We start from the raw sequence: 25,862 nt of genomic DNA, 5'->3' as shown, positions 1-25,862 counted from the left end.
CCCTGCAGCAACGGCGTTTTCTGTAACTGAAAACGCCGTTTTTTATTGGTTATCATTAGGTAACACTTCCTCCAACTCCTCTAGCTCCTCTAGCCATCCTTAAAGGCAACCCACCAATGGCCGAGAAAAAAGGCTCCTCCGGCGAAAAGACTCTTTACTGCTCTTTCTGCGGCAAGAGTCAGCACGAAGTTAAGAAACTGATCGCTGGTCCCTCGGTCTTTATCTGTGACGAGTGCATCGATCTTTGCAACGAGATCATCCGTGACGAATTGCCTGCCGGCGAAGATGTCCACGAGACGCGCAGCGATTTGCCGACACCGGCAGAAATCAAGGCGACACTGGACGGCTATGTGATTGGCCAGGAGCCCGCCAAGCGTACGCTGGCTGTGGCTGTCTACAACCACTACAAACGCCTGCGCCACAAGGACAAGGCCAAAAAAGACGATGTGGAGCTGACCAAGAGCAATATTTTGCTGATCGGGCCCACAGGTTCAGGCAAGACCCTGCTGGCCCAAACGCTGGCACGTACGCTCAACGTTCCTTTCGTCATGGCCGATGCCACCACGCTGACGGAAGCGGGCTATGTCGGTGAAGACGTTGAAAACATCATCCAGAAATTGCTGCAGAGCTGCAATTACGAGGTTGAGCGCGCCCAGCAGGGCATCGTCTACATCGACGAAATCGACAAGATATCGCGCAAATCCGACAACCCTTCCATTACCCGTGACGTGTCGGGCGAGGGGGTGCAACAGGCTTTGCTCAAGCTGATTGAAGGCACCATGGCATCGGTGCCACCACAGGGCGGGCGCAAGCATCCCAACCAGGACTTCCTGCAGGTCGACACGACCAATATCCTGTTTATCTGTGGGGGTGCGTTCTCCGGCCTGGAAAAGGTCATCGAAAACCGCACCGAAGCCTCGGGCATTGGCTTTGGCGCCTCCGTGAAAAGCAAAAAGGCCCGTTCGCTGACGGAGTCGTTCAAGGAGGTCGAGCCGGAAGACCTGATCAAGTTCGGCCTGATTCCCGAACTGGTGGGCCGCATGCCGGTCGTGGCGACTCTGGCGGAACTCACTGAAGATGCCCTCGTGCAGATCCTGACCGAACCGAAAAATGCGGTGGTCAAGCAGTTCAGCAAGCTGCTTTCCATGGAAGGGGTGGACCTGGAAATCCGGCCTTCCGCGCTCAAGGCCATCGCCCGCAAGGCCCTGGCCCGCAAGACGGGCGCACGGGGCCTGCGCTCCATCCTTGAACAGTCACTGATTGACACGATGTTTGACTTGCCCAATGCCAGCAATGTCGACAAGGTTGTGGTGGACGAGTCCACAATCGAGGAAAACAAGGCACCCTTGCTCGTGTACCGCGAAACTGCCAAGAAAGCCTGATCCGGAAAGGGGCGGGTGCAAGGCTTGAAAAGCAATTCTTGCGCCCCACTTCTGGGTTGACTACGCTACTCCTGGCCATGAAACTGGTCGCCACGGCTTACGTTTAAGGTTTTATATGTCCGGACAAACTTCATTGCCTTCCACACCCATCGATTTGCCACTTCTGCCTCTGCGGGACGTGGTGGTCTTTCCCCACATGGTCATTCCGCTGTTTGTGGGTCGGCCCAAGAGCATCAAGGCGCTTGAATCGGCCATGGAAGCTGAACGCCGCATCATGCTGGTGGCCCAAAAGGCCGCAGCCAAGGATGAGCCCTCGGTTGAGGACATGTTCGAGGTGGGCTGTGTGGCCACGATCCTGCAGTTGCTCAAGCTGCCAGATGGCACTGTCAAGGTCCTGGTAGAGGGGCAGCAGCGCGCCAAGGTCAATAAGATCGAGGAAGGCGAACAGCACTTCACGGCCAATATCACCCCTGTTGAGCCCACCGTGGTGGTGGTAGGCGACAAGGGCAGCGAGATTGAAGCCTTGCGCCGCGCCGTGATGCAGCAGTTTGATCATTACGTCAAACTCAACAAGAAAATTCCGCCGGAAATCCTCACCTCGATTTCCAGCATCGACGATGCGGGTCGGCTGGCCGATACGATCGCCGCTCACCTGCCGCTCAAACTCGATGCCAAGCAGGTCATTCTGGATCTCGACAACGTCAAGTCCCGGCTCGAAAACCTTTACGAGCAGCTTGAGCGCGAGGTGGACATCCTCAATGTGGACAAAAAAATCCGTGGCCGTGTCAAGCGCCAGATGGAAAAGAACCAGCGGGATTTTTACCTCAATGAGCAGGTGAAAGCCATCCAGAAAGAACTGGGTGAGGGTGAAGAGGGCGCGGACATCGAAGAGATCGAGAAGAAGATCAAGTCGGCCAAGATGCCGCAGGATGCGCGCAAAAAAGCCGAAAGCGAACTCAAAAAACTCAAGCTGATGTCTCCCATGTCGGCTGAAGCGACGGTGGTGCGCACCTACATCGATGTACTGACCGGCTTGCCGTGGAGCAAAAAGACCAAGATCAAACACGATCTGGTCAACGCCGAGAATGTGCTCAATGAAGACCACTATGGCCTTGAAAAAGTCAAGGACCGCATTGTGGAATACCTCGCGGTGCAGCAGCGGGTTGACAAGCTCAAGGCCCCGATTCTTTGCCTGGTGGGCCCTCCTGGCGTGGGCAAGACTTCTCTGGGCCAGTCGATCGCCAAAGCGACGGGGCGCAAATACGTACGCATGGCTCTGGGCGGCATGCGTGATGAGGCGGAGATTCGTGGCCACCGCCGTACCTATATTGGCGCCTTGCCCGGCAAGGTGCTGCAAAGCCTGACCAAGGCGGGTACCCGCAATCCCCTGTTTCTGCTGGATGAGATCGACAAGCTGGGCACCGACTTTCGCGGTGATCCGTCGAGCGCCTTGCTGGAGGTGCTCGATCCCGAACAAAACCACACTTTCGGTGATCATTACGTCGAGGTCGATTTCGACCTGAGCGACGTGATGTTTGTGGCAACGTCGAACTCGATGAATATTCCTCCGGCCCTGCTGGACCGCATGGAAGTGATCCGGCTTGCGGGCTACACGGAAGACGAGAAAACCAGCATTGCAATGCGCTATCTGCTGCCCAAGCAGCTCAAGAACAATGGCGTCAAGGAAGGCGAGCTGGAAGTGCAGGAGCAGGCCATACGCGACATCGTGCGTTACTACACGCGGGAGGCCGGTGTGCGTTCGCTGGAGCGGGAGCTCTCCAAAATCTGCCGCAAGGTGGTCAAGGGCATTCAGCTCAAGAAAATGGTGGCCAAAGTAGTGGTCGGACCGGATAACCTGAACGACTTCCTGGGCGTGCGCAAATTCGACTATGGCCGTGCCGAACAGCAGAATCAGGTCGGCCAGGTGGTTGGCCTGGCCTGGACGGAAGTCGGTGGCGATTTGCTGACGATTGAGGCGGCCCTCATGCCCGGCAAAGGCGTGATCACGCGTACTGGCTTGTTGGGCGACGTGATGAAGGAATCGGTGGAGGCCGCGCGTACGGTGGTTCGCAGCCGCTCCAGGGTGCTGGGTATCAAAGATGAGATGTTTGAGAAGCGGGACATCCATATTCACGTGCCGGACGGTGCGACGCCCAAGGACGGGCCGAGTGCCGGAGCTGCCATGACAACCGCCTTTGTGTCGGCCCTCACAGGTATTCCGGTGCGCGGCGATGTCGCGATGACGGGTGAGATCACTTTGCGTGGTGAGGTGACCGCCATTGGCGGCCTGAAAGAAAAGTTGCTTGCCGCCTTGCGCGGTGGCATCAAGACGGTATTGATCCCGGAGGAAAATGCCAAGGATCTGCAGGAAATTCCGGACAATGTAAAAAGCGGCCTGAACATCGTGCCCGTGAAGTGGATAGACCAGGTGCTGCAGGTTGCACTGGAGCGTCAGCCCATTCCGCTGAGTGATGAAGAAGTCGCTGTTGCCGCTGCGGCTGCTGTCGCTACACCTGCCGAAGTTGCAGGCACAGTGAAGCATTGAAGCAAAACAGAAGCAAACTTTTTTCGATTTATTGAAAAGCCTGAAAAGTTACGCTATAATTTGAGGCTGTTATCGCGGGAGTAGCTCAGTTGGTAGAGCGCAACCTTGCCAAGGTTGAGGTCGAGAGTTCGAGACTCTTCTCCCGCTCCAATTCAAAAGGGCAGCACTTTAAAAATGCTGTCCTTTTTCTTTGGGACATTCGGTAATCGATAGTCGGTAAAGCTTCCGGGCTTTGGCGATTGAGTGAATCAGATAGAAACACGGCGCGGTAACAAAGCGGTTATGTACCGGATTGCAAATCCGAGTAGGTCGGTTCGACTCCGGCCCGCGCCTCCATCCAGTCATCAACATTGAGCCCCGTCACGGGGCTTTTTTGTTTGACAATACAGAACTGCGACGATACGTTTCGGCCTGAGTGGTGAAATAGGTAGACACAGCGGACTTAAAAACTCCTTTGTCAAGTCTTTTTCCCATCGGCGATATGGGCGCAGAGCTAGAAACGGCGCGGGTTTCCCGGGCTTTCGTGCAAGTGGCGCCAACGGCTCTCCGGCTGCTAGGTGTCATGTAGGAGCCGGGACAGCGGTACATTTGAAGCAAGCCTGGCGTAGTTAGGCGAAACATTGGTTCGGCAACGAGCCAAGCTAGCCCGAGTGGTGAAATTGGTAGACACAAGGGACTTGAAGCAATTTGAGCCCTCCAGGGGAAACCCCGGAGGTGAAGCCCGTCAAATTCGGCGAACGCCCTGGATGCTGCAAGCATCCGAGCCAACACCGAGACAAGCCCCGGATCGAAAGATTCGAGGGAAGGTGTAGAGAGCAGACGGCGGGCACCTAAAGTCGAAAGACTATGGTGAAGGCGTGCTCCAGACCACGAACAGCGTTCACGCTGGCGGCGAAAGCCGAAGTGGTAAGAAAATCCCTCGACCTTTAACAAGTCGTGCCGGTTCGATTCCGGCCTCGGGCACCAATTTAAGAGCCGTCCTTAACCGGGACGGCTCTTTCGCTTCTCTGCGCCATCAGGCAGCAAATGGCCGAGCGATCGGCCAGAGCCGCCAGTCGAAAGTTGCGCCGACAGCGGGCCCCCACGGCGGTAGACGCCGAGGAGGGTCCGTATGATGCTGTTACATAACAGGCACTCTGGGGGGGCTCATGACGCAGGGAGACGCGGGACCGAAGATCTATTTCTCGGATTTCTTTGGCTTGGAGCCCGAGGTCCTTGAGGAGTACGGCGCCTTCAACGTCGCGCTCGTCAATGACCTGCCGTTGTTCGTGGACCCGTTTCTGCTGTACGACAGCGAGAACGCGGTCTACAAGGGTCTGCACGACGAGATCATCACCTACCTCTGCTTCCTGCGTGACCGCGCTGTTGCTGGCGAGCTGACTGAAGGCTCAATCATGCAGTGGCTTCTCTTCAAAGAGGTCAAGCAAAACTGGCTGGGTTTCAGCAAGACCGGCAATGTCGGCACGGGCCTCGGGCCCGACTTCGCCCGTACCCTCGCGCGCAACTTGACATCGGTGTTCAAGGATTTCGGCAACGAGACCATCTCGAACGGCAGCCACTTAGAGAAGCTTGGTCTGCTGAGTGGCGGCGTTGGCCGTGATCACCTCAGCGACTTCACGACGAACCTGATCAAGGGCTTCTTGCTGGAGTACACGCAGGCCTTTGCCCTTAAGCACCTTGAGCCGCAACAGCGAACGCGCTGTCGTATCGAGCGCGTGCAGTTTGCCTACGACACCCAGCGCTGGCAGGCCGGCTACTTCGAGTTGCCCGTTGCGAACGGCGACTACGTGATCCTGACACCGAAGGAGATACTGACGCGCGACGAGGCGTGGATCAACCAAACCGACCTGCTGGACAAGTTCCACGACATCTGCGTGTCGTTGCCCGATGAGGGGCTTCGAACCCAGGTCAACGACCACTTTTACAAGCAGATTGACAAGCGGACCAAAGAGAAGGAAAAGAGAGCCGCGGCGCTGAGGACCATAGAGCAGTTTCAAGAGCTGCTGGACTACTACATCCGTTGGAAGGAAGAGCACGGCCCCGAGGCGCATCGGTCAGCCGACGCCAAGGTGCGGGAGACGCAGCTTCAGTTCGTCGAGAACATCAGGGCATTGGTCCGCGAGCATTTGGCGGGCACAGAGTTCTACAGCTATGACTCGTCATACGAGCAGAGCATGAAGCGCGTGATGTACCTGAAGCATGTCATCGAGGACCAGGGCGGCCAGCGGCTGTTCTACATCAACGGAAAGCCCGTGCAGCGCGAGGTTGACCTGCATGTGATGTTCAGGCTCACGTGGTTCGACAACGACCATGATCTGAATGCCGAGGTCAACAACGGTCGTGGGCCGGTTGATTTCAAAGTTTCGAAGGGCAAGAAGAACTCGAATCTTGTGGAATTCAAGCTCGCCAAGAACACGGCATTGGAAAAGAACCTGCAGCACCAGGTGAAGATCTACGAGAAGGCCAGCGACGCGAAGACCTCAATCAAGGTAATCATGCACTTCTCGGACTCTGAACTCCAGCGGGTCATGGACATCCTGAAACGTCTGAAGCTCACCGCCTGCAAGGACGTCATCCTGATCGACGCCAGCCCCAAGGAGTCAGCGTCGAAGGCCCAGTCGTCATAGCAGCGATAAGCGTATGAAGAGCAAGAAGAGGTCTGAACGCCTCGCGTTCAACCAGGGGCGGCTTTTTCATGTCTCTGCGCAACGGCGGTACGCGGTCGCGCTGCTCGCTTGAACCCTCGATCCCGCGCCATGAACGCTTCGAGCATGTGCGGGATCAGCGTGGCGGCATCGATCGGCTCGCCGTAGGTCTGCGCATGCAGCGCGGCGTAGCGTTCCAAATCGACCTTCAACGCGGTGGTGAGCGCGATGGTGACTTTGACGGTCGCGATCTTGGGCAGCGGCCCCAGCCGCAGCTTGCCGGTGGACACACTCATTGCGATGATCCCCTCTGGAAAAACAGCGGCTGGTACGGCCGCAGGATCAGATCCTTGTTCACCATGACCCGCATCGGGAAGCCGGGGCGGATAGTGAGCGTCGGCTGGATGCTCACGTTGCGTTTTGTGATTTCCTGACCGACCTGGTTCACTGTGTCCTGCGCGCTCTGGCGCGTGGCGATGATGACCTTGCCGTCGCTGCCGCCACGATCAGGCGCAGCCAGTTCGGCACCGACGCCGAGCAGCGTGGACAACGCAGCACCGGCGAGAATGCGATCCCAATGCCAATCGACGCCATCTTCCAGTCCGGCATAACCTGCCGGATCAATGCCAGGCAGGCGGTCGAGCGAAATGGATGATGTGTCGGGCAGGATCAACCGCGTCCACACGAGTAACACGCGCCGCTGGCCGAACGACACCTGGCTGTCGTAGCGGCCGATCAGGCGCGAGCCCTGCGGAATCAGCAGGAAGCGACCGGTGGCCGTGTCGTAGACCGCCTCGGTGACGTTGGCGATGACCTGTCCGGGCAAGTCGGAGTTGATGCCCGTTACCAGCGCTGCCGGAATGATGGTGCCCGCCATCACCTGGTAGGGCGAGGCTGGCAGTTGCAAGCTGGCCGGATTGCGGGTCGCGGTGTCGCCGCCATTGGCGACAAACGCCTGCTTCTGATCCTGCCGGTTTTGCACTGCCGTCGGGTCGGTCGGCTGCGCCGATGCGACCGCAGGGGCCATCGGATTGAATGGCTGGTTGCCCGATACCGGCTCGGACATGGCCGTACTCGCAGTGGGCGACGGTGCTGCCTTTGCCGCACCGCTGCGAAAGAAAACCCCCGAACGCGCTGCCTCCTCGGCATCACCTGGCTGCGCAATGTGCCCAGTCTGCGCGGGCGCTCCCGCATTGCGCTGCGCAAGTATGGCTGGACCCAAGTCGCCCGGCAATGGCTCGCCCAAGGCGGGTACCGGCTTGGCAGCCACCGGCACCTTGGAATAGTCCTTGGGCAACTGGTCGAGACTCTCGGCACGAGAGACGCGATCCACGTTGTACAGCTCGGCGGCAGCGTTGCGCTCGCGCTTGTGCGATTGCAGCGACCACAGCGTGCCACCCAACACGACCGCACCCAATGTTCCCGCAAGGACGGCCAGCATGCGCCGGTTCAGCCGCGTTACCGGGCGCGGCGAAGCGCGCAGAGCCATGGTGTCCGGGTCGGCCTTATTCGGCCCAGTTGGTGGTGGTGTGTCGGGCGTGCTCATGCTCAATGCCTCCGTGCCGTGCTCACGCCATCGGTGCGCTCGATGCGAACCACGGCAGCCTTGTCCGCACCCAGCCGCAACTCGGCCGCACCGAACAACCGATCCACCACGTAGTACGGCGAACGGAAGCGGTAGTTCACGAGCTGGCCATCGCCCTGCGACCCGATCACGAACAGCGGCGGCAACTCGCCCTGCGCGATGCCAGCGGGGAACTGGATGTAGACCCGCTCGCCGTCGTCGAAGGCGCGCAGCGGCTTCCACGGTGGGCTGTCGCCGGAAATCGCGTAGCGGAACTTGATCTGATCCAGCGACAAGCCCGAGTCCACCGGCGCTGCCGCCTGGCCTTGCTGTGCCTGCTTCTGCAAGGCCAGTAAGCGGTCCTTCGGGTAATCCCACGATGCGGACGCCATCCACGCCTGCGGCGTCGAAGACAGTTCGAGCAGGTACGTGCGGCGATTGGTAGTGATGACCAGGTTCGTCTTCAAACCCACGCGTGTGGGTTTCACAAGGATGTTCACACGCAGGCTGGCGCCCGCGCCGCTGGCCGTGTCGCCGACGATCCAGCGCACGGTGTCACCGGCCGAGACTGTCACCAGTTCTTCGCCCTGCTGCAAGGCGATGACAGTGACGCGGCCCGGACTCGTGTAGACCTGATACAGCGCGCCGTCCGCATAAGGCCAGACCTGGATGGCGTTGATGTAACCCTCGCGGCTTGGTGCCACGCGCGCTTCGGCATTGGCGCGCGCCACGCGCGTTTTCTCGTCGGGTGATTCAGCCACCGTTTTGTCTTCGGGTACGTTCCGCAAGGACTTCAACTGCTCGGGCAGCGGCAGCAGTTTCGGCACTTCGACTACCTCGATGGGTTTGGGCGGTTCGGCCAACGCGTGCGCGGCGACAGATTCATCCAGCGTGATGTCCGGCGGTGGCTTGCCATGCGTGGCGCAGCCGGTGACGGATGCCACGGCGACACTCAGGATCAACGGTAAAGCGTAAATGCGGATTTTGGTTTTCATGGTTTCTTTACTCCTTCGGTCGCGTCGAGTTCACGGCTCCAGGACAGGCCGTTGATATAGATTCCCAGCGGGTTTTTTCGCAATCGCTCTTCGGTGCGCGGCGGCTGCAACACCACGGACAGCACGGCGGTCCAGCGCTCGGTGCCCGAGGGCGAACCGTTCGTGTAGTTGCGCTCAATCCAGCGCACCTGGAACGAGGATTCGCTGGCGCGAACCACACTGGTGATTTCCACGGCCGTCGAGATCTGGCCGATGCGCGCGAACGGATCGTTGGTGCGTGCATAGTCGTTCAGCGTGGCCGCACCCTTGTCCGTCGTGTAGTCGTAGGCTTCCAGCCAGTTTTGGCGCACGATGATCGGATCGATCGACAGCGAGCGCACGTTGGTGAGAAAGCGCGCCAGGTGGTAGGCGATCTGCGCGTCGTTCGGCTTGTAGGGCGTGGCCGCTTCGCCAACCGCGCGCACCTGGCCGCCGGCGGCCACTTCCACCACATAAGGCGTGACGATGGATTGCGCTGAGCGCCACACCAGACCGCCCGCCATCAGCAGTGCCAGCGACAAGCAGCCGAATGCCATCAGTCGCCAGTTCTTTGCCTGCACGCGGGCACTGCCGATGCGCTGGTCCCAGACCTGCCCGGCAGCTTGGTAGGGGGTGACGGGTTCGGGCGTTTCCGAGTAGCGCACCTGGGGTCGTTTGAATAGCATGAATTTATCTCCTCAAGGGTTCGAGTCAGGTGTTGGAGTCAGGAGTTGGATTCATCGCGCAGACTCGGGCTGGCGCCGCTGCCGCCGTGGTCGCCTGAACGCAGCGCGTGTGCCGCCGTCGAGACCGCACGGCTTGCTTGCTGTTTGCGCCGCAWTTGTTTGGCCCAAGATGGCTCTGCCGCAGGGGGTTTGGCTTCGGCCGATTCGGTAGAACCGGCCGAAGCCGTCGGCGCAGCAGCAGCCGCGGCGACGAAATTCGCTACGCGGTCCTTGACCGCTTTAGCACTGGATGCGACGCGCTGGCCGACGGCACCGGCACCGCTCTTGGCCGCATTGGCGAGACCCGCGCCAGCAGCGCGAACACCGCTACCACCCGATGCCGCAGCACCGGCCTGGTAGGCGGACTTCGCACCGCTTGCCATTGAGCTGGTCGCGCGGCCGGCCGATGCAGCGCCACCGATGGCCGCGCGTGCGGCACCCGGCACCATGCGCGCACCCGCTGCTACCGCTGCGCCACCTGTTGCGATAGCGGCACCACCGGCCACCGCCAAACCAGCGACGCCCAGCGCCGTTCCGACCGCAGCGCCAGCGCCGAGCTGCGGTGCGCCCGACACCAGCCCGGTCGCGATGCCAGGCCCGAAGATCCCCAGTCCCAGCATCGCCAGCGAGGCCAGCATGATGGTCAGCGCCAGGTCGATGGATGGCTCGGTACCGGGCGGCACCTGAAACTGTGCAAACAGCCCTGTGCCGATGCCCACAATGACCGCCAGCACCAGCACCTTGATGCCCGACGACACCACATTGCCAAGCACCCGTTCAGCGAGGAATGAGGTCTTGTTCCACAGCGCAAACGGCACCAGCACGAAGCCCGCGAGTGTGGTCAGTTTGAATTCGATCAGCGTGACGAAAAGCTGCACCGCCAACACGAAGAAACTGACGATCACCACCAGCCAGGCGAGGAACAGCACCGAGATGACGTCGAGGTGCGCGAACACTTCCGGAAAGCCGGTCATGTCGCTGATCTGCGCCATGATGGGCCGTGCCGCATCGACGCCGACCTTGGCCAGTAGACCCGGTCGCAGAAATTGCGCTTGCGTCAGCGTGGAACCCGATGCCACCAGCCCGAGCCCGGCAAAGGAGCGGAACAGAATGCCTGCCAGATTGTTGAAGTTGCCGATGATGAAAGCGAAGGCACCGACGTACAGTGTCTTCTTGAGCAGCTTGCCGATTACCTCTTCGCCGCCCATGGCCCAAAACAGTCCGGCCAGCGTCATGTCGATCACCACCAGCGTGGCGGTGAGAAACGCCACCTCGCCATGCAGCAACCCGAAACCCGAGTCGATGTAGCGCGAGAAGACATCGAGGAAGTGGTCGATGACCGACAAGTCGTTCATAGCTTATTCCTTCGGCGCGGAAGGTGGGGCAGGCGTGTACGGTGTGCCGCTGCCCATGAAACGCCGCCGCGTGGCCTCGGCCGCCATCTTGCATAGCGCGTCGCCGACCTTGTCGTGGTCGGCCTTGCATTGCGCGCGCAGTGCTTTGAGGCGCTCGGGATCGGCCATCAGCGATTCGACGGACTCGGTGGGTGCCGGCTTGCTGCACGCGGCCAGTAGCAGGGTGCAGGCGGTAACGGCGAGAATGATTTTCATGGTTGAGTCCTCATGGGTTGTAGTAGTTGACGGCGGCGGGCGTGTAGGGTGTGCCGTCGCCCTGAAAGCGCCGACGCACTTCGCGCGCCCGCTCTTGGACTGCTACCTGCCGTGCTTGTTCCAGCGCGGCGGCGCGGTCCTGCGTGATCTGGAGCTGCTGCGCCTGGATGGCTTGGCGGGATTGCAGCGCCAGCAATTGGTTCGTCGCCTGCGTGGCCTGCAGCGCGCCAACGGCCGACTGGCTGCGGTTCACGAGGTCCGTCAAGGTCTGTTCGTCGGATGCAAAGTTCTGTACTGCTTGTGACTGCACTTTGGTCGCGGTGCGCAGCGCCTCCAACGAGTTGCGCCAGCGCGTGCGGGCGTCGGTTGCCATCTGGCTACCCGAGGTGGAGGCTGAGTAGGCACCGGGATAGAGTCGCGTGAACTCGGCTTCCATTTGCGACACATTGAAAGCCAGCCCTTGCGCCTGTTGAATGAGCTGGTTCGTCGCAGACAGCGCTGCACGTAGCTGATTAAGCGCGCTGAAATTCAGACTGGTCAGATTCTTGGCGTCGTTCATCAGCATCTGCGCCTCGTTCTGAAGCTGCTTGATCTGGTTGTTGATCTGCTCCAACGCTCGGGCGGCCGTCATGATGTTCTGCACGAGATTGGTCGGATCGATCACGACCCACTGCGCTTGCGCAGTCGGCATGGCAGTCACGAGAACGGCGGCGGCAATGGCAAGCAAGGTTTTCTTCATGGCTGCTTCTCCTGGGGTGTGAAGGGGGACGACGGGTAAGAGGGGATCAGGTCTGCGGCCCAGTCAAGGCCGCGATGGCGCAGCCAGGTGGCTGCGAAGTCCGCAGGCGGCACCGACGCGGAAACGGTGTCGATAGCGCGTTGGTCTTCGGGCTTGGCTGCACCGGCAAATGCCAGCGCCACCGGCCCAAGCCCCAGGTCGAAGACCCGGTTGCCGAGCCGCGACTGGTAGTAGTAATCGCGCTTGGGCTGGGCGGTTGCCACGATATCGATCTGCCGCGCATTGAGGCCGAAGCCTTCGTAGATTGAGCGAATCTGCGGCTCGGTTGCCTGCGGATTGGGCAAGAAAATGCGGTTCACGCAGCTCTCGATGATGGCTGGCGCAATACTGGAATCTTTGATGTCCGCCAGCGATTGCGTGGCGAAGATTACCGACACGTTCTTCTTGCGCAGCGTCTTCAGCCACTGGCGAATGCGCGCGGCGAACACCGGGTCATCGAGGAACAGCCATGCCTCATCCAGGATCAACAGTGTTGGGGCGCCGTCAAGGCGTTCCTCGAAGCGCGCGAACAGGTAGCGCAGCACGGCCAGCGCAGCCGCCTTGCTGTGCATCAGTTCTTCCATCTCGAACGCTTGCACGTCGGCGAAACCCAGCCGGTCATGGTCGGCATCGAGCAGCTTGCCGTGCGCACCACCCAGCACATAGGGTTGCAAGGCTTGCCGCAGCGCGTTCGATTGCAGCAGCACAGACAAGCCGGTCATGGTGCGCTGATCGAGCGGCGCGCTGGCGAGACTGTTCAGTGCCGACCACACAGCGTCCTTCACGTCTGGCCCAACGGCCACGCCTTCGTGAATCAAACGTCCTTCGACCCACTCGGCCGCCCAGGCGCGGTAGCTGTCCTGATCGATGCGGGCCAGCGGCTGGAAGGCGATAGCACCATCTGCGCCCAGGTCGTAGTGTTCGCCACCGAGCCCGAGCACGGTGGCGCGAATCGAACGCCCCATGTCAAACGCGAAGATGCGCGAACCGGCATAGCGGCGGAACTGCATGGCCAAAGTGGCCAGCAGTACCGACTTGCCCATGCCGATGGGGCCGACCACCAGCGTGTTGCCCACGTCTCCGATGTGCGTGACCAGCCGGAACGGCGTCGCGCCATCGGTGCGGGTCACGATCAACGGTGGGCCGTCAAGATGCGCATTGCGCTCTTGACCGGCCCACACTGCCGACACCGGCATCATGTGGGCCAGATTCAAAGTTGAGACTATGGGCTGGCGCACGTTGGCGTAGGCGTGTCCCGGAATCGACGACAGCCAGGCATCGACCGCGTTCAAGGTTTCGGGGATCGTCACAAAGCCGCGGCCCTGGATAGTCCGCTCCACTGCGCGCAACTTCTCGTCGGCGGCCGTCGCATCGGTATCGAGTACCGTCACGGTTGCGGTGACGTAGCCGAATGACACCTGGTCACTGCCCAGCTCCTGCAAAGCGGCGTCGGCATCCGCTGCCTTGTTCGAGGCATCGGAATCCACCAGCGGGCTTTCTTGTTGAAAGATAGTTTCGCGCAGCAGCGCGACGATGTTCTTGCGCTTGGCGAACCACTGGCGGCGCAGCCGCGTCAGTTCCTTTTCCGCCTCGGCCTTGTCCAGGCACAGGAAGCGCGTGCTCCAGCGGTAGGCAAAACCAAGGCGGTTGAGGTCGTCGAGCAAGCCGGGCCAGGTCGAGGTCGGAAAACCACGCACTGACACCACGCGCAGGTGTTGGCTCCCGAGCATCGGTGCAAGCCCGCCCGTCAGCGGTTCGTCGGTCAGCAGCGCATCAAGGTGCATCGGCACTTCGGGCACGGCCACCGAATGGCGGCGCGTGGACACGCAGGCATGCAGGTAAGTCAAGGTCTGACCATCGTCGAGCCAGGCGATCTCCGGCATCACGCCTTCGAGCAAACCGAAGAAGCGTTCGGTCTCCGACACGAAGCCCTCCAGCCGTTCGCGCCAATCCACGCCTTCGACCTTGGTGTTCTCGTACAGCAGCTTGGCTGCTCGGGCCGTTGATTCCTCGGGCGGCAGATAGAGCAGCGTCAGGTGGTACGTGCTCTCGAAGTGGCTATCGGCTTCCTCAAAAACGGCGCGGCGCTCTTCATCGACCAGCCACGACAGTGGCTCGGGAAACACCGACTCCGGGTAGTCCGCCGCTTCGCGCCGTTCGGCTTCCACGAACAGCGCCCAGCCCGACCCCAGCCGACGCAGCGCGTTGTTCAATCGCGCCGACGTGGCGATCAGTTCGCCCTGTGTCGCGCTGTCCAGGTCCGGCCCGCGAAACCGCGCCGTGCGCTGGAACGAGCCGTCCTTGTTGAGTACGACACCCGGCGCGACCAGTCCAGCCCAGGGCAACCAGTCTGCCAGCAGGGCGGGGCGTTTGCGGTATTCGGCAAGGTGCATCATGGTCTTTGCCTCATACGTCCAACAGCATGCGGTGCTTGATGTGTCGAGCGAAAACCGCCATGAACTGCGCGTCCAAGCGCGCGCCCCAGACCGCCAACGAGTGGCCGACGATCCACAGCGCAAGACCGGGGAGCCAGAGTTGCAACCCGAGACCGACCGCAGCGGCCAGCGTGCCGTTGGCAATCGCTACCGTGCGTGGTGCGCCGCCCAGCAAAATGGGTTCGGTCAACGAACGGTGCAGCGGCACTTCAAAGCCAGGTGCGTCAGCAGGCAGCGCGTTCATGCGATTACCGCTCCGCCGGCGAAGCTGAAGAAGGTCAGGAAGAACGAGGACGCAGCGAACGCGATCGACAGGCCGAAGACGATCTGCACCAGCTTGCGGAAGCCACCGCTGGTGTCGCCGAACGCCAGCGTCAGGCCGGTGGTAATGATGATGATCACCGCGATGATGCGGGCCACCGGCCCCTGGATGGACTCCAGCACCGATTGCAGCGGTGCCTCCCACGGCATGTTTGAACCCGCCGCATGCGCGGGCAGCACCACGCACAGCAGCAGCGCCGCCATGACGATGATCTGCATGCCGACCTGAAGCCGAGCGTTGTGCAGAAGCGGATTTACGGAAGTGTGCGAAGGTGTCATGACGGTTCTCCGGGAATTGATGAAAGTGAGGGGAAGGAAGGCATCAGCTCCGTGCTGAGCTGGTAGCCGTGACTGTCGAAGCCGGTGACGCGGGCGATTTCCTGCACGCGGCGCGCATGGCCGCGACCGGCGATGTAGACGATGACGTTCACGGCCTCGGCGATCAGGGCGCGTGGTGCGGTCACGGCGACTTCAAGAATCAGTTGTTCCAGCCGCAGCAACGCGCCCGCGGCGGAACCGGCATGGACGGTCGCGATGCCTCCTGGGTGGCCGGTGCCCCACGCCTTGAGCAGGTCGAGCGCTTCGGCGCCGCGCACTTCGCCCACGACGATGCGGTCCGGCCGCAGGCGCAGGGTCGAACGCACCAGCTCGGCCATGGTCACGACACCGGCACGGGTGCGCAGCGGGACGTGGTCGCGTGCCGTGCATTGCAGCTCCACCGTGTCTTCGAGCACGATCACGCGGTCGTCGGTGGCCGCGATCTCGTCGAGTAGGGCATTGGCCAGCGTGGTCTTGCCGGTGCTGGTGCCGCCCGCGATCAGGATGTTTTGGCGCTCGCGCACGGCTGTCCGCAGGAAGGCCGCTTGCGCCTCGGTCAGGATGCCGTCGGCCACGTAGGCGTCGAGCCGGATCACGTTGATCGCGCGCTTGCGCAGCGCGAAGATCGGCGCCGGCGCCACGGGCGGCAGCGCGCCTTCGAAGCGTTCGCCCGTTTCGGGCAGTTCGGCGGATAACAGCGGCTTGCCCGCATGCACTTCGGCACGCACATGGGCGGCGACCAGTCGGATGATGCGTTCGCCGTCGGCGGGCGTGAGGCTGACACCCAGCGGTTCGCGCCCACTGCTCAACCGATCGATCCACAGCGAACCGTCGGGGTTGAGCATGACTTCCACCACGTCGGGGTCGTTCAATGCCTTGGCGATGTCCGGCCCCATCGCCGTGCGCAGCATGCGCACGCGGCGATCCAGTGCCAGCGAGGCCGACAAGCCTTGATCGCGCGGCGGGCTGCTCATGGTGCCGCTCCCGCTTCATCGGCAGCGGCGGTTCCGTTGGGCTTCTCCTGCTGACCGAAGAACTGGCTAGGGTCGGGCTGGATTTCCTCGACCACGTCCTTGACCAGGCTGCGCCCGCGCAGTAGATGCCGACCGAGCTGTTCGACAAACTGCTCGAAGCGTGCGCGGCCCTGAGCGCGTGCTGCTTCCTGATGCGCTTCCGGCACTGGGGTGCTGACGGTCAGGAAGTAGCGCACGTAGAGCGCCAGCGTCTCGATCAGGATGTTCTGATCCCGCTCCAGTTTGTCGAGCTGGCGAGACAAGCGATCCAGCCGCTTGGCGATGGCCGCTTCGCGCTGGTCGCCGGAGTCGGGTGACAGGAACGAGGCCAGTGCGGCGGCAATAATCGAAGACTTGGACAAGCCCTTCATGGTCGCCAGCTCGTCAAGCCGCTTGGCGTGCTCGTGCTCGATGAAAAGGTTCAGACGTGTGCGGCTCATAGGGATATTCCGTCATCAGGGTCAAGGGCGGCCAGCCGCGCCGTTCGTTGCAGGCGTGGATCGAGTTGGGTGGGCAACGGCAAGTCGTCGTCATCAAGTAGACCCAGGTCGTCCGCTGCGTGTTCGCGCTCTGGCGTGAACACGACTTCGGCCAGTTCCGGCTGCTGCTGGTGGCCACCGTCGTCGATGGTCTCGCCGTGTGCGGCGAGGACCAAGCCGAGAATCGGTGCGGCGGGTATCGCCAGTCCGGCCCAGTCGTCCGGCCGCGGTGGCGGGGCATCGGCGTAGTGCCCGAGTTGCAATGGCGGCGGTGCCTGCATGCGCGTCTTGAAATTCGCATCCAGGTAGTAGCGGATTTTTTGCGCCTTGATCGGTGGATGGCCGGACACCATCACCACTTCGTCGTCGGGTGGCAGTTGCATGATCTCGCCGGGCGTGAGCAGCGGTCGTGCCGTCTCTTGCCGCGATACCATCAAGTGACCGAGCCACGGGGCCAACCGATGGCCCGCGTAGTTGCGCTGCGCGCGCAATTCGGTTGCCGTGCCCAGTGCTTCCGAAATACGTTTGGCCGTGCGTTCGTCGTTGGTGGCGAACGCGATCCGCACATGGCAGTTGTCGAGGATCGAATGGTTTTGGCCGTAGGCCTTGTCGATCTGATTCAAGGACTGGGCGATCAGAAAGGCACGCAGGCCGTAGCCGGCCATGAAGGCCAGGGCGGACTCGAAGAAGTCGAGCCGACCCAGTGCCGGGAACTCGTCGAGCATCAGCAGCAACTTGTGGCGGCGGGCAATGCCGTCCGAGCCATCGAGTGATTCGGTCAGGCGTCGGCCGATCTGATTGAGAATCAGGCGGATCAACGGCTTGGTGCGGCTGATGTCCGAGGGCGGTACCACCAGGTACAGCGACACCGGGTGGTCGGCATCAATCAAGTCGGCGATGCGCCAGTCGCAGCGTGAGGTGACTTCGGCCACGGTGGGATCGCGGTACAGGCCCAAGAAACTCATCGCGGTGGACAGCACGCCGGAGCGTTCGTTGTCGCTCTTATTGAGCACCTCGCGCGCCGCCGATGCGACAACCGGGTGCGTCGTTTCGCCCAGGTGCCGTGTCGTCATCATCCGGTGCAGCGTCACCTCGAACGGGCAGGCCGGATCGGACAGAAAATTGGCGACGCCGCGCAGCGTTTTGTCTTCGCCGGCATAGAGCACATGCAGGATCGCGCCGACCAGCAGTGCGTGCGAAGTTTTCTCCCAATGATTGCGCCGCTCCAGCGCGCCTTCGGGATCGACCAGGATGTCGGCGATGTTCTGCACGTCGCGTACTTCGTGCATGCCGCGCCGCACTTCGAGCAGCGGGTTGTACGCAGCCGAGCGTGCGTCGGTCGGGTTGAACAGCAGGCAATGCGAGAAGCGTGAGCGCCAACCGGCGGTCAAGGTCCAGTTCTCGCCCTTGATGTCGTGGATCACGGCGGAGCCGGGCCACGAAAGTAGCGTCGGCACCACCAGGCCGACACCCTTGCCGGAACGGGTCGGCGCGAAGGCCATCACATGCTCGGGACCCTCGTGACGTAGGTAGTCGCCATCTTTGCGGCCCAGGAAAACGCCGGCAGGGCCGGTCAGCCCGGAACGGCGGATTTCAGCGGGCAGCGCCCAGCGCGCCGAACCGTAGGTCGTGACCAGCTTGGATTGCCGGGCGCGCCACACCGCCATGGTGATGGCCACCATGGCACCGGCGAAGCCGCTGCACGCTGCGATGGCACCGCCGCGCAGGAAGATGTCGGGCGCATAGGCATCGAAGAAATACCACCACTCGAACAGCCGCCACGGGTGATAGATGGGTGTGCCCAGCAGGTCGAACCATGGCGCGCCGAGGCGCATCTGGTATCCCAGTGCAGCCGCCGTCCACTGGGTTGCACTCCATAGCCCCAGCAATACGGTGGCGAAGACCATCATGATCTGGCCAGTCAGTACGCCGGTCGGCACCATGCCGCATCCCCTCTTGTGATTATTCGATTCAACCCATTTCGATGTGCCATCAGCGCGTTACTCGCGACTCAGGATCGGCCTGTCGTCAAGGTTCGAAGCGGCACCGATGCGGCACCGCTTTAGACATCACGAGTTTGGGGGCGCCGCGAGTATGGAAAAACCTGCTCCGGCGAGGGTCGGCTAAGAGGGGAGTACAACGATGATTATTTCTGTCGCAGGCACGAATCGTGAAGCCTATCTCGTGGCATTTTCACGGTCGAACCCGCGTCCGTAGTAACCATTTGACGTACGGCCTGTCGCCGCCGTTGAATCGTCATATGCTGCTTGTATGACGCAAGCCCGCTATAAGATTGATACCGTAGGCCACCACTACGGATGAAACGATAATCGACAAGAATGGAGAAATCGTTACATTTAAGGAGGTCGCCGCCTACCTGAAAGTATAAAAAAACCGTTCAAGTGCAGCGCTGTCAAACTGGAGCGACAATTTTCGTGTCAACGAGGGAACGTAAGTGCTCGTATAGTAATTTCGGAATGCGTCCTCCTGAGATGAGCACTCCAGCCTCCATGTTCTTGTCCATCGCGTACCTGGTCAGATTCGCACTGGTAATAAAGCACGTGCTACCGTCAGCCACAGCGACTTTTGCATGTACTCGACCGTCGGAAAATGCATCGGCCTTTTCGCGCCAGGCATAGAGTTGGGCCGTTGGGACAAGCGTGCGCATCTTTCCGATCACATCAATGTTGATGCTTCCACCGTGGTCCTGGGAAGATTCCAGCAACATGGAAATAACCACGCCTCGTTCGCACGCTGCATTCAATGCTTTCACAATTGAGGAGACGTCGTAAGCGACGAAACTCGTGATGAACAATGCTGAATTGGCGACATTGATCACTTGCAGAAGCGCCTGTTCCGTTCGACGAGCTGCAACGAAGGGTGTTGTCGGCCCGGTCCAGACGAGTTCGGTGGACTGTTCGTTCGATGCCTTTGTAAAAACATGAACGGCTGCGAGCAGCATTGACGCGAGTTCTTCAGCACTGACCGAGGTGGAGCGCCAGGCTTGGATAAGTTGATCGATCACTCCTGAAGCTACCGGTGTCCCGACGACACCAGCGAGTGCCGTAGCGGCTTTATTGGCTTCGGTCCGGCGAACTCGCGCAGCAATCGCTTGGACCTTATCAGGAGAAACCAAAAAGACTACGGCTGCAATAGCATCCAAGAGTTTCTCCATGTCAGAAGCCCTTGAAGAAAGCTGCGTCAGCGCATTCGAGCGTTGGTATCAGCAGTGACCGGTCCAAGTAGCGATTGCCGCGCTCGCATGAAGTCTCAGCCACCAAGGAGCAGGCATGGCAAGCAGCGCCATGCAATGACCGGTCTTTTTCTGGATCATGCTCTGAGCAAAGCGGGTCTGACGAACAGATCTTCGAGCGGTTCAGCGCCTGCTCCAGCAATCGACCGAGATTTTCTGGCTTGCCAAGATCGACGAGACCGCCCAGCGTTCCATCAGAGTCAGCAGCGGCGGTGTAGATCAGGATACCTGCTTGAGATTGCTCGGCAGAAGTGTCTGCGTAGATTCGCTCACGAATGCTCGCCGCGTTATACCCGCACTCAAGGGCCAACTCTCGAATGAGCAGATGTGAGAGCGTGTGGAGCATGGCATAGCGAATGCCGGGGTAGCCCTCATCCTGGTCGAGATGACGTGAATTGCGCCATCCTCTGTGGCCTCCACGGAGCATTTGATCAATCTTTTTGACGCCATCCAAGGCCTCCCACTGAACGAGAGAGGCCTCGTCAAACTGGACGAAGATACCTTCACCATGGACCTGGTTGGCCGGCACCCAATCGGGTTTGCTGCGCGAGAGGTTGGCCATTTGCGGTCGCTCATTGGGATCGCCCGATTCTTCGGGTGCTTCGACACGGGTGAAGCCCAGCAATGCGTTCACCTCGCGCAGTCGCTCAAGGAGCAAGACTCGACTGATATGGCCTCCGAATCTCGGTGGCGTGCCGACCTTCTTGCTCATGAAATGGGGATAGTCAGTAGGTGGGTTGGCCTCGGTCAACACATCCCACTCGGGACCCTTGATGTCCGCTTCCCCTACGACTTCTTGTCCGCCACTGGATCGATGCGCCTCAATGGCAGACCAGATTGCCGACGCGGGGTACTTGTCGATTCCAGGCAGCGCACCGGTCTTCTTCAAGGTCTTTGCCGTTACGGAAACTTCGGCTTCTGACTCCAGTTCTTCGAAGAACTCCCAGCCATCCTGTATTAACTGGCTCAGAGGGTCTTTCGTCTGCGGGATCGCGAGCGCAGACAGCGTGATCGGGAACCAGCTATTCGTGGCCCCCAGCAGAACTGCACGAGCCTCTTCGTCACAGTCGTTATCGAAGTGATCCAGATGTGGATGGCGTCCTCGGCAAGCCGGTAGATTCTCCTTGCCTGCTTTGCCAAATGCATGGGCCATGCTTCTCGACGCACTACAGGCATCACATTTCACCCACAAATTTTCTGTTTGCAGTGAGGCACCGCTCTCGAAGAAGCGCAGCGTTCCCTTGCACGAACTGTTGCCGCCATGGACGAAGTAGTGCCAAGGAAAATCATCAAGGTGACCGTCACGGCAAGCCAGCAGGAAACGTGCGGGTACTGCATCCGCGTCCTTTGCAGGCTGGTCGCCTTTGGAGCCACGACAGCCTTTGTGAACAAAGCGGGTTCTCTCCGGCCTGAAACGGTTTTCCTTGATCTCAAACAGCCCGGCATCAAAGGGCGACAGCAGTCCGCACTTCACGCAGCGCATCCAGCGCGGAAACGGTCGCACAGGTACGCCGATGTTGGCCTCGGCCGACCAGACGTCGGCGAGTTCACTCTTCTGGAATGGCGGCATTCGCAGGTTCTCGACCTGCGCCCCCAGAACCTTCCGAACGGCGGCGAGCAGCCGAGCCTCTTGAATTGGCTGGCAGCGGTCCTTTTCCCATCTATCAATACCAAGCGTCACCACGGACAGGCTCGGCAGGTCAATCAATGCACCTGGCCCATAGGTCCACAGCAACTGGCTGGGACGTACTTCTCCGACTGGAGTTTTGTTGTTGATGATCATGTTTAATCCTCATCCTTCGTTGCGGGACGAGGCTTCCAATCGTGATCGTCCGTGATATGGCTCGTGTTCATAATCAGGCGCACGCCTGGCTCGACTTCTCGCATCGACATCGGCACGGTCCAGTTATCCCACGCTTGCAGACCGGGGGACTTGATCAGGGCAACAGTCCTGTCTTTCTGAGGGCCGCGTTTTTCGTAGGCCAAGATGCGGCCACCTTTGCTGACTTCTTTCGCCCACTCGTCGGCACGCTCTTTCAGTTCAGTCTCAGCCAATTGCTTGCGCGAATTGTCTTCAGCAACATTGCCCGCGCGAGTCGCCAATATCTTGATTGCATCAATCATCTCGGCTTGATTGGACATGCTCAGTTGGCCAGCCCCTTCGTTCGGGCTGAAGACATCGTTCTCCAGGCGCATCAGGCTAAGCATTGCACCTGTCAAACCACGATCCATCGCTCGTGGTGAGAATGGCGTTACCGATTGCGCCTCGACGTGTTTGTAGAACGTGGCGTGGTAATGCTCGAAGGTTTCGTAATGCGACAGGTCTCGTGGTCTGGCCCAAGTCAACACCGTGCAGACCAAGCCTGGGAAGGAACGCCCAACACGACTGGTGGCCTGAATGTATTCGGCTGTTCCTTTGGGCTGCCCGTTCACTGCCATCAAGCCGAGTCTATTCACGTCAACACCCACAGACAGCATGTTGGTCGCCAGCACCACATCAATCGCACGTGTGTCACCCTCTTGCCAGCGGGTTACATACTTGCCCGTTGCAGCGTCGAATTCAGACTTAAACTTGACTTCAAGATTATCCAGATACTTAGGAATGTCCTGGCTCGATACACGCGATGTCAGTTCTCGAATGTTGCTGATACTGCGTTGTGCAAGTGCGGGCCGCTCAACCATGCTCATCTGCACGCGGTAGGAACGAGTTTGCACGTCATCCTCTGCCAATCGCTTCATCCCGCCCAATTCACGCAGGGAATTGAAGTAGCCGACCATGGTCATGTACGGGTCAGCAGGCTCACCAAAGTGGTCGAACAGCTCTTGTGCTGCCGTCAAGAATGCGGTGTAGACACGGATCAGCATCGCAGGCCGTGAACTACCCGGTGAGCACACCCCAAGGTAGCGCCGTCCTGGCTTGTCCTCGATTGGTCGCTGGACCGAGAAGAAGTTGTCTTCCACGTCCAAGCCATGCGGCGGGAACACCGAAACACGACGCATGAAGACGTTGTTCACTTGTTCTTTGGCTTTGCGCACCGTCGCCGTGGAGGCGATGATTTTCGGTTTGACGGTTTTGCCACCAAGTGTCCATCCACACAACTCATCAACGGCAGTTTCGTACAAACCCACCATGGTGCCCAACGGCCCACTGATCAGGTGGAACTCATCCTGAATGATCAGATCAGGCGGGCGGATCGGGCTGATGGTTTTTACCTTCGTCGACGGTAGCCCCTTGCCAGCTTGGTGATTGCCGTTGCAATCGGCACCCTGCCAGAGCAAGCCGTGGCGCTCGCATTCCCGCCCCACGCGACCAAACAGCGTGCGCACCTGGCCGCGCCACGCCATCATGGCGAACTTGTCCACCGTCGCAATCATCATGGTGGGTGGACGGTGGTAGATCTCTTCATCTACAACCAATACCGGAATCCCCGGATGCGGCTGCTTGCAGGACTTGCCCTTGGAAAAGTCACAGTGGCTTTTCTTGTCGCCACAGTAGACGAACGTGCGGCCGGAGCCTCTATCGACCTCAACGTCTCGTCCGGGAGTCACTTCCGAACCGCACCACGGGCAACTGGTGAGCTGCGCGGGCGATGCCGCTCCGGCATTGTATTTGCCGGGGTTGCGTACATCCTCAATGGCGCGGTGGCTGTCCTCAGTCGTTCCCGGCGTGACCTTATTGCCAACCCAAAGGCCGATGGTGAAGGGTTCTGTGCCGAGGGATTTGTCGCCTTTGTCCAGCGCCTCTCGTCGCAACACTTCCATCGCACAGATCAAGGCTGTGGCGCGCTGGAATTGCTGCAGCGTTAGCAGGCGGAGTGTGTAACGCATGATCACGGCTAAACCGCGTGAACTGTCGTACCCGCCAAGATTGCCCTGCATGCGCCGGATGGCCATGGTGAAGGCCGCCACGCCCAAATAGGCCTCGGTCTTACCGCCGCCGGTAGGGAACCACAGCAGATCGGCGTAGGCCTCGACAGCCTCAACACGATCAGGGTGGCTTGGGTCTGCCAGTGACGGGATTGAGAGCAGCAGAAACGCCAACTGGAATGGACGCCAACTGCGGTTTTTCAGCACGTCGAACTTTTCGATGGTGACATCTTCGCCCCGGCGCATGGCCAGCGCGTATTGGCTGCGCACACGTTGTGTGGCCATCGCTTGATTGGCAAACCGGAAGGCAGCAAGCGCTTTCTCATTGCTTTTCAGTGTGTCGATACCCTGCTGCAGGCGTGCGTGGATCTCCTGGCAGCGATCCATCGCTTGTTGCGACTGCGTGTCGTAGCCGGTTACTTCGGCTCCAACGCGCGCACGCTGCTCATCAATCCATGCCGCGTAGTCTTTGGTCAGCATGCTCAATGCGTCGACCAGCGGGTTGATTTCCAACGTTGCAAGCCGCTGCATGTCGAGTAGGCCGCTGCTGACCATCTGGCGCATCGCAGGGCGATCGCTTGGATCAAGCCCGGGCGTCTCCGTCACCTGCACCTCGTACTGCGGCATCACGGTAGTGCGTACCTCGGTGGCCAGCGTTACGTCATCCGCCGTTTCGGCGTGGACGGCAACGCCATGGCCTACCGCGAATTCGACACGGTTGCGGTAAATCATCTCCAGCGCTTCGCGCTCAGGGTCCATGCCGTCTGCGTCTAGCACCGGCCTGCGCCGGAAAATGGCGCGCTTGGAAGCATCTTTCTCAGAACGAACGATCAGTTCGGGCTGGAACACCCATGCTGTATCGCGGTTGGTGTCTGGCTCTTCCTGTGCATTCACCAGGAATAGCGTGACCAGGCGGTCGCCATTGGCGTTCTTGGCCCGAATGGAGCCCTGCACCCGGACTTCAGGAAACGCACGATCAGGTGCCTGATGCGGAATGCCCCCTTCGGTAAGCGGCAACACGATCTTGCCGCCGCAAGGAATGCGCTGCCAGACCTTGGCTTTGGTCTGCACTTCGACCCCGGTTTCCTTATTCTTGCGGGTGCGGAATATTTCGTGCTCGTCACTGCGCTCATACCGACCCCAGCGGGCCTCAATCTCAATCCGGTCGGCGTCACCATCCACGCAAAAGGTCATGCCGACGCTGCTGGGCACCAGTGACTGGTTGCTGGCGGCATCAATCTCGTCAGCCGAATCTGACTCTGGCTCCACACGCCCCGTTGTCGTTCCAAACTCCGCACCGGGTTCGTGCCGCCCGGGAGCCTTGGCCTCTGAGGGCTCTTCGGTGTCGTCATTTGCCAAAGGCCCGTCCAGCCCCTCAATCCCACCCTGTGCGGCCTCGCGCGGGGCCAGTTTTCCAACCAAGTAGCGATCACGCACGCCCATGTCGACAATGCGCTCATGGGGACCACCAGCCGGGCCGAGCAAGTCGTCCATCACTGCTAGTTGCAGCAGTTCGCGGATATAAGCCTGATCTTCAATAGTCGGCACTTCGGCGATGGTCTTGTGCAGTGCCTTGGAGAGCGCCTCAAGGAAATCCGCCCATTGAATGCGTCCAACACTGCCGGAGGACGGCGGCGTGAGTGATGTCAGACCAATCGAAACCGTCGGATCGACCAACAACATGCGATCGAAGTAGATCGTGGTGGTCTCCAAATCAGAACGAACTCGCAGCACACGACCGACTCGCGTGATGTGGCCAGCGGTGTTCTGAATCAATACCCAATCGTCTTCAGCGATGGCTTGGTAAAGCGAACGCTCGCCCTTCAGTCGTAGCGCATAGGGTGCCAGCGTCGAATCGGTGACTAGGCCATGATCAATGGCGATCCATGCATTTTGAGTCTTGGTCATAGCTCG

At 60.3% G+C, this 25,862-nt stretch carries 19 protein-coding genes and 2 tRNA genes; 5 read left to right on the top strand and 16 right to left on the bottom strand.

All coding sequences use genetic code 11. From position 1 onward, the window contains the following. The first annotated feature begins 116 nt into the window (after positions 1–116). From clpX to AC1DUB_RS04310, 5 genes are all read left to right on the top strand, one after another. On the top strand, positions 117–1,382 hold the full coding sequence (gene clpX / locus AC1DUB_RS04330; RefSeq protein ID WP_477717063.1) for an ATP-dependent Clp protease ATP-binding subunit ClpX: 1,266 nt from the start codon (positions 117–119) through the stop codon (positions 1,380–1,382). A gap of 115 nt (positions 1,383–1,497) precedes the next feature. Then, entirely contained in the window at positions 1,498–3,927 is a 2,430-nt protein-coding gene (lon, locus tag AC1DUB_RS04325) for an endopeptidase La (protein ID WP_477717062.1), read from the top strand. Between the two features lie 74 nt (positions 3,928–4,001). Then, a tRNA-Gly gene (locus AC1DUB_RS04320) sits at positions 4,002–4,077 on the top strand. A gap of 112 nt (positions 4,078–4,189) precedes the next feature. After that, positions 4,190–4,263 (top strand) — tRNA-Cys (locus AC1DUB_RS04315). 812 nt (positions 4,264–5,075) lie between these two features. Further along, positions 5,076–6,554, top strand: a complete 1,479-nt coding sequence (locus tag AC1DUB_RS04310; protein WP_477728462.1) for a hypothetical protein — start codon at positions 5,076–5,078, stop codon at positions 6,552–6,554. 47 nt (positions 6,555–6,601) lie between these two features. Here AC1DUB_RS04310 and AC1DUB_RS04305 read toward each other — a convergent pair whose 3' ends face one another. The 16 genes from AC1DUB_RS04305 to drmA all read right to left on the bottom strand — a co-directional run bounded on the left by AC1DUB_RS04305 (position 6,602) and on the right by drmA (position 25,856). Beyond that, positions 6,602–6,868 (bottom strand): DUF2274 domain-containing protein, encoded by a 267-nt coding sequence (locus tag AC1DUB_RS04305; protein ID WP_477728461.1) that lies wholly within the window; start codon positions 6,866–6,868, stop codon positions 6,602–6,604. Next, positions 6,865–8,118 carry a TraB/TrbI/VirB10 family type IV secretion system protein gene (locus AC1DUB_RS04300; RefSeq protein ID WP_477728460.1) on the bottom strand — a complete coding sequence of 418 codons (1,254 nt, stop codon included), beginning with the start codon at positions 8,116–8,118 and terminating at the stop codon, positions 6,865–6,867. The genes AC1DUB_RS04305 and AC1DUB_RS04300 overlap by 4 nt, the downstream gene beginning before the upstream one ends. Before the next feature lie 2 nt (positions 8,119–8,120). After that, positions 8,121–9,131 carry a P-type conjugative transfer protein TrbG gene (gene trbG, locus AC1DUB_RS04295; RefSeq protein ID WP_477728459.1) on the bottom strand — a complete coding sequence of 337 codons (1,011 nt, stop codon included), beginning with the start codon at positions 9,129–9,131 and terminating at the stop codon, positions 8,121–8,123. Next, positions 9,128–9,835 (bottom strand): conjugal transfer protein TrbF, encoded by a 708-nt coding sequence (gene trbF / locus AC1DUB_RS04290; RefSeq protein ID WP_477728458.1) that lies wholly within the window; start codon positions 9,833–9,835, stop codon positions 9,128–9,130. The genes trbG and trbF overlap by 4 nt, the downstream gene beginning before the upstream one ends. A 38-nt stretch (positions 9,836–9,873) precedes the next feature. Then, the gene (trbL, locus tag AC1DUB_RS04285) at positions 9,874–11,229 is read right to left on the bottom strand and encodes a P-type conjugative transfer protein TrbL (protein ID WP_477728457.1); all 1,356 of its coding nucleotides are present in this window, start codon (positions 11,227–11,229) and stop codon (positions 9,874–9,876) included. A 3-nt stretch (positions 11,230–11,232) separates the two neighbouring features. Continuing rightward, a complete protein-coding gene (locus AC1DUB_RS04280) occupies positions 11,233–11,484 on the bottom strand; it encodes an EexN family lipoprotein (RefSeq protein ID WP_477728456.1) in 252 nt (83 codons plus the stop codon). 10 nt (positions 11,485–11,494) lie between these two features. After that, entirely contained in the window at positions 11,495–12,223 is a 729-nt protein-coding gene (trbJ, locus tag AC1DUB_RS04275; protein WP_477728455.1) for a P-type conjugative transfer protein TrbJ, read from the bottom strand. Continuing rightward, complete coding sequence (gene trbE / locus AC1DUB_RS04270; protein ID WP_477728454.1) at positions 12,220–14,658, bottom strand: conjugal transfer protein TrbE; 2,439 nt, start codon at positions 14,656–14,658, stop codon at positions 12,220–12,222. Before trbE ends, trbJ begins: the two co-directional genes overlap by 4 nt. 10 nt (positions 14,659–14,668) lie before the next feature. Further along, positions 14,669–14,941 carry a VirB3 family type IV secretion system protein gene (locus AC1DUB_RS04265; protein ID WP_300060117.1) on the bottom strand — a complete coding sequence of 91 codons (273 nt, stop codon included), beginning with the start codon at positions 14,939–14,941 and terminating at the stop codon, positions 14,669–14,671. Then, positions 14,938–15,237: a TrbC/VirB2 family type IV secretion system protein gene (locus AC1DUB_RS04260; protein WP_477728535.1), complete on the bottom strand. Its 300-nt coding sequence runs from the start codon at positions 15,235–15,237 to the stop codon at positions 14,938–14,940. The genes AC1DUB_RS04265 and AC1DUB_RS04260 overlap by 4 nt, the downstream gene beginning before the upstream one ends. 56 nt (positions 15,238–15,293) lie before the next feature. Next, entirely contained in the window at positions 15,294–16,310 is a 1,017-nt protein-coding gene (gene trbB, locus AC1DUB_RS04255; protein WP_477728453.1) for a P-type conjugative transfer ATPase TrbB, read from the bottom strand. Further along, the gene (locus AC1DUB_RS04250) at positions 16,307–16,789 is read right to left on the bottom strand and encodes a CopG family transcriptional regulator (protein ID WP_477728452.1); all 483 of its coding nucleotides are present in this window, start codon (positions 16,787–16,789) and stop codon (positions 16,307–16,309) included. The genes trbB and AC1DUB_RS04250 overlap by 4 nt, the downstream gene beginning before the upstream one ends. Beyond that, positions 16,786–18,771, bottom strand: a complete 1,986-nt coding sequence (locus AC1DUB_RS04245) for a conjugal transfer protein TraG (protein WP_477728451.1) — start codon at positions 18,769–18,771, stop codon at positions 16,786–16,788. The genes AC1DUB_RS04250 and AC1DUB_RS04245 overlap by 4 nt, the downstream gene beginning before the upstream one ends. A 470-nt stretch (positions 18,772–19,241) precedes the next feature. Next, positions 19,242–19,991 (bottom strand): DISARM system phospholipase D-like protein DrmC, encoded by a 750-nt coding sequence (gene drmC, locus AC1DUB_RS04240; protein ID WP_477728450.1) that lies wholly within the window; start codon positions 19,989–19,991, stop codon positions 19,242–19,244. Between the two features lie 13 nt (positions 19,992–20,004). Then, positions 20,005–21,864 (bottom strand): DrmB family protein, encoded by a 1,860-nt coding sequence (gene drmB, locus AC1DUB_RS04235; RefSeq protein ID WP_477728449.1) that lies wholly within the window; start codon positions 21,862–21,864, stop codon positions 20,005–20,007. Positions 21,865–21,866: 2 nt separating this feature from the next. Beyond that, entirely contained in the window at positions 21,867–25,856 is a 3,990-nt protein-coding gene (gene drmA / locus AC1DUB_RS04230; protein WP_477728448.1) for a DISARM system helicase DrmA, read from the bottom strand. Positions 25,857–25,862 lie beyond the last annotated feature (6 nt).

This window comes from Polaromonas sp. P4_F9 (genome assembly GCF_056401235.1).
This window is presented reverse-complemented; position numbering and strand designations above follow the sequence as displayed.

Bases quoted from the DNA above. Each gene is read 5' to 3' on its own strand.
- clpX (WP_477717063.1), top strand. From the start codon at position 117: ATGGCCGAGAAAAAAGGCTCCTCCGGCGAAAAGACTCTTTACTGCTCT.
- lon (WP_477717062.1), top strand. From the start codon at position 1,498: ATGTCCGGACAAACTTCATTGCCTTCCACACCCATCGATTTGCCACTT.
- AC1DUB_RS04310 (WP_477728462.1), top strand. From the start codon at position 5,076: ATGACGCAGGGAGACGCGGGACCGAAGATCTATTTCTCGGATTTCTTT.
- AC1DUB_RS04305 (WP_477728461.1), bottom strand. From the start codon at position 6,868: ATGAGTGTGTCCACCGGCAAGCTGCGGCTGGGGCCGCTGCCCAAGATC.
- AC1DUB_RS04300 (WP_477728460.1), bottom strand. From the start codon at position 8,118: ATGAGCACGCCCGACACACCACCACCAACTGGGCCGAATAAGGCCGAC.
- trbG (WP_477728459.1), bottom strand. From the start codon at position 9,131: ATGAAAACCAAAATCCGCATTTACGCTTTACCGTTGATCCTGAGTGTC.
- trbF (WP_477728458.1), bottom strand. From the start codon at position 9,835: ATGCTATTCAAACGACCCCAGGTGCGCTACTCGGAAACGCCCGAACCC.
- AC1DUB_RS04280 (WP_477728456.1), bottom strand. From the start codon at position 11,484: ATGAAAATCATTCTCGCCGTTACCGCCTGCACCCTGCTACTGGCCGCG.
- trbJ (WP_477728455.1), bottom strand. From the start codon at position 12,223: ATGAAGAAAACCTTGCTTGCCATTGCCGCCGCCGTTCTCGTGACTGCC.
- trbE (WP_477728454.1), bottom strand. From the start codon at position 14,658: ATGATGCACCTTGCCGAATACCGCAAACGCCCCGCCCTGCTGGCAGAC.
- AC1DUB_RS04265 (WP_300060117.1), bottom strand. From the start codon at position 14,941: ATGAACGCGCTGCCTGCTGACGCACCTGGCTTTGAAGTGCCGCTGCAC.
- AC1DUB_RS04260 (WP_477728535.1), bottom strand. From the start codon at position 15,237: ATGCAGATCATCGTCATGGCGGCGCTGCTGCTGTGCGTGGTGCTGCCC.
- trbB (WP_477728453.1), bottom strand. From the start codon at position 16,310: ATGAGCAGCCCGCCGCGCGATCAAGGCTTGTCGGCCTCGCTGGCACTG.
- AC1DUB_RS04250 (WP_477728452.1), bottom strand. From the start codon at position 16,789: ATGAGCCGCACACGTCTGAACCTTTTCATCGAGCACGAGCACGCCAAG.
- AC1DUB_RS04245 (WP_477728451.1), bottom strand. From the start codon at position 18,771: ATGGTGCCGACCGGCGTACTGACTGGCCAGATCATGATGGTCTTCGCC.
- drmB (WP_477728449.1), bottom strand. From the start codon at position 21,864: ATGATCATCAACAACAAAACTCCAGTCGGAGAAGTACGTCCCAGCCAG.
- drmA (WP_477728448.1), bottom strand. From the start codon at position 25,856: ATGACCAAGACTCAAAATGCATGGATCGCCATTGATCATGGCCTAGTC.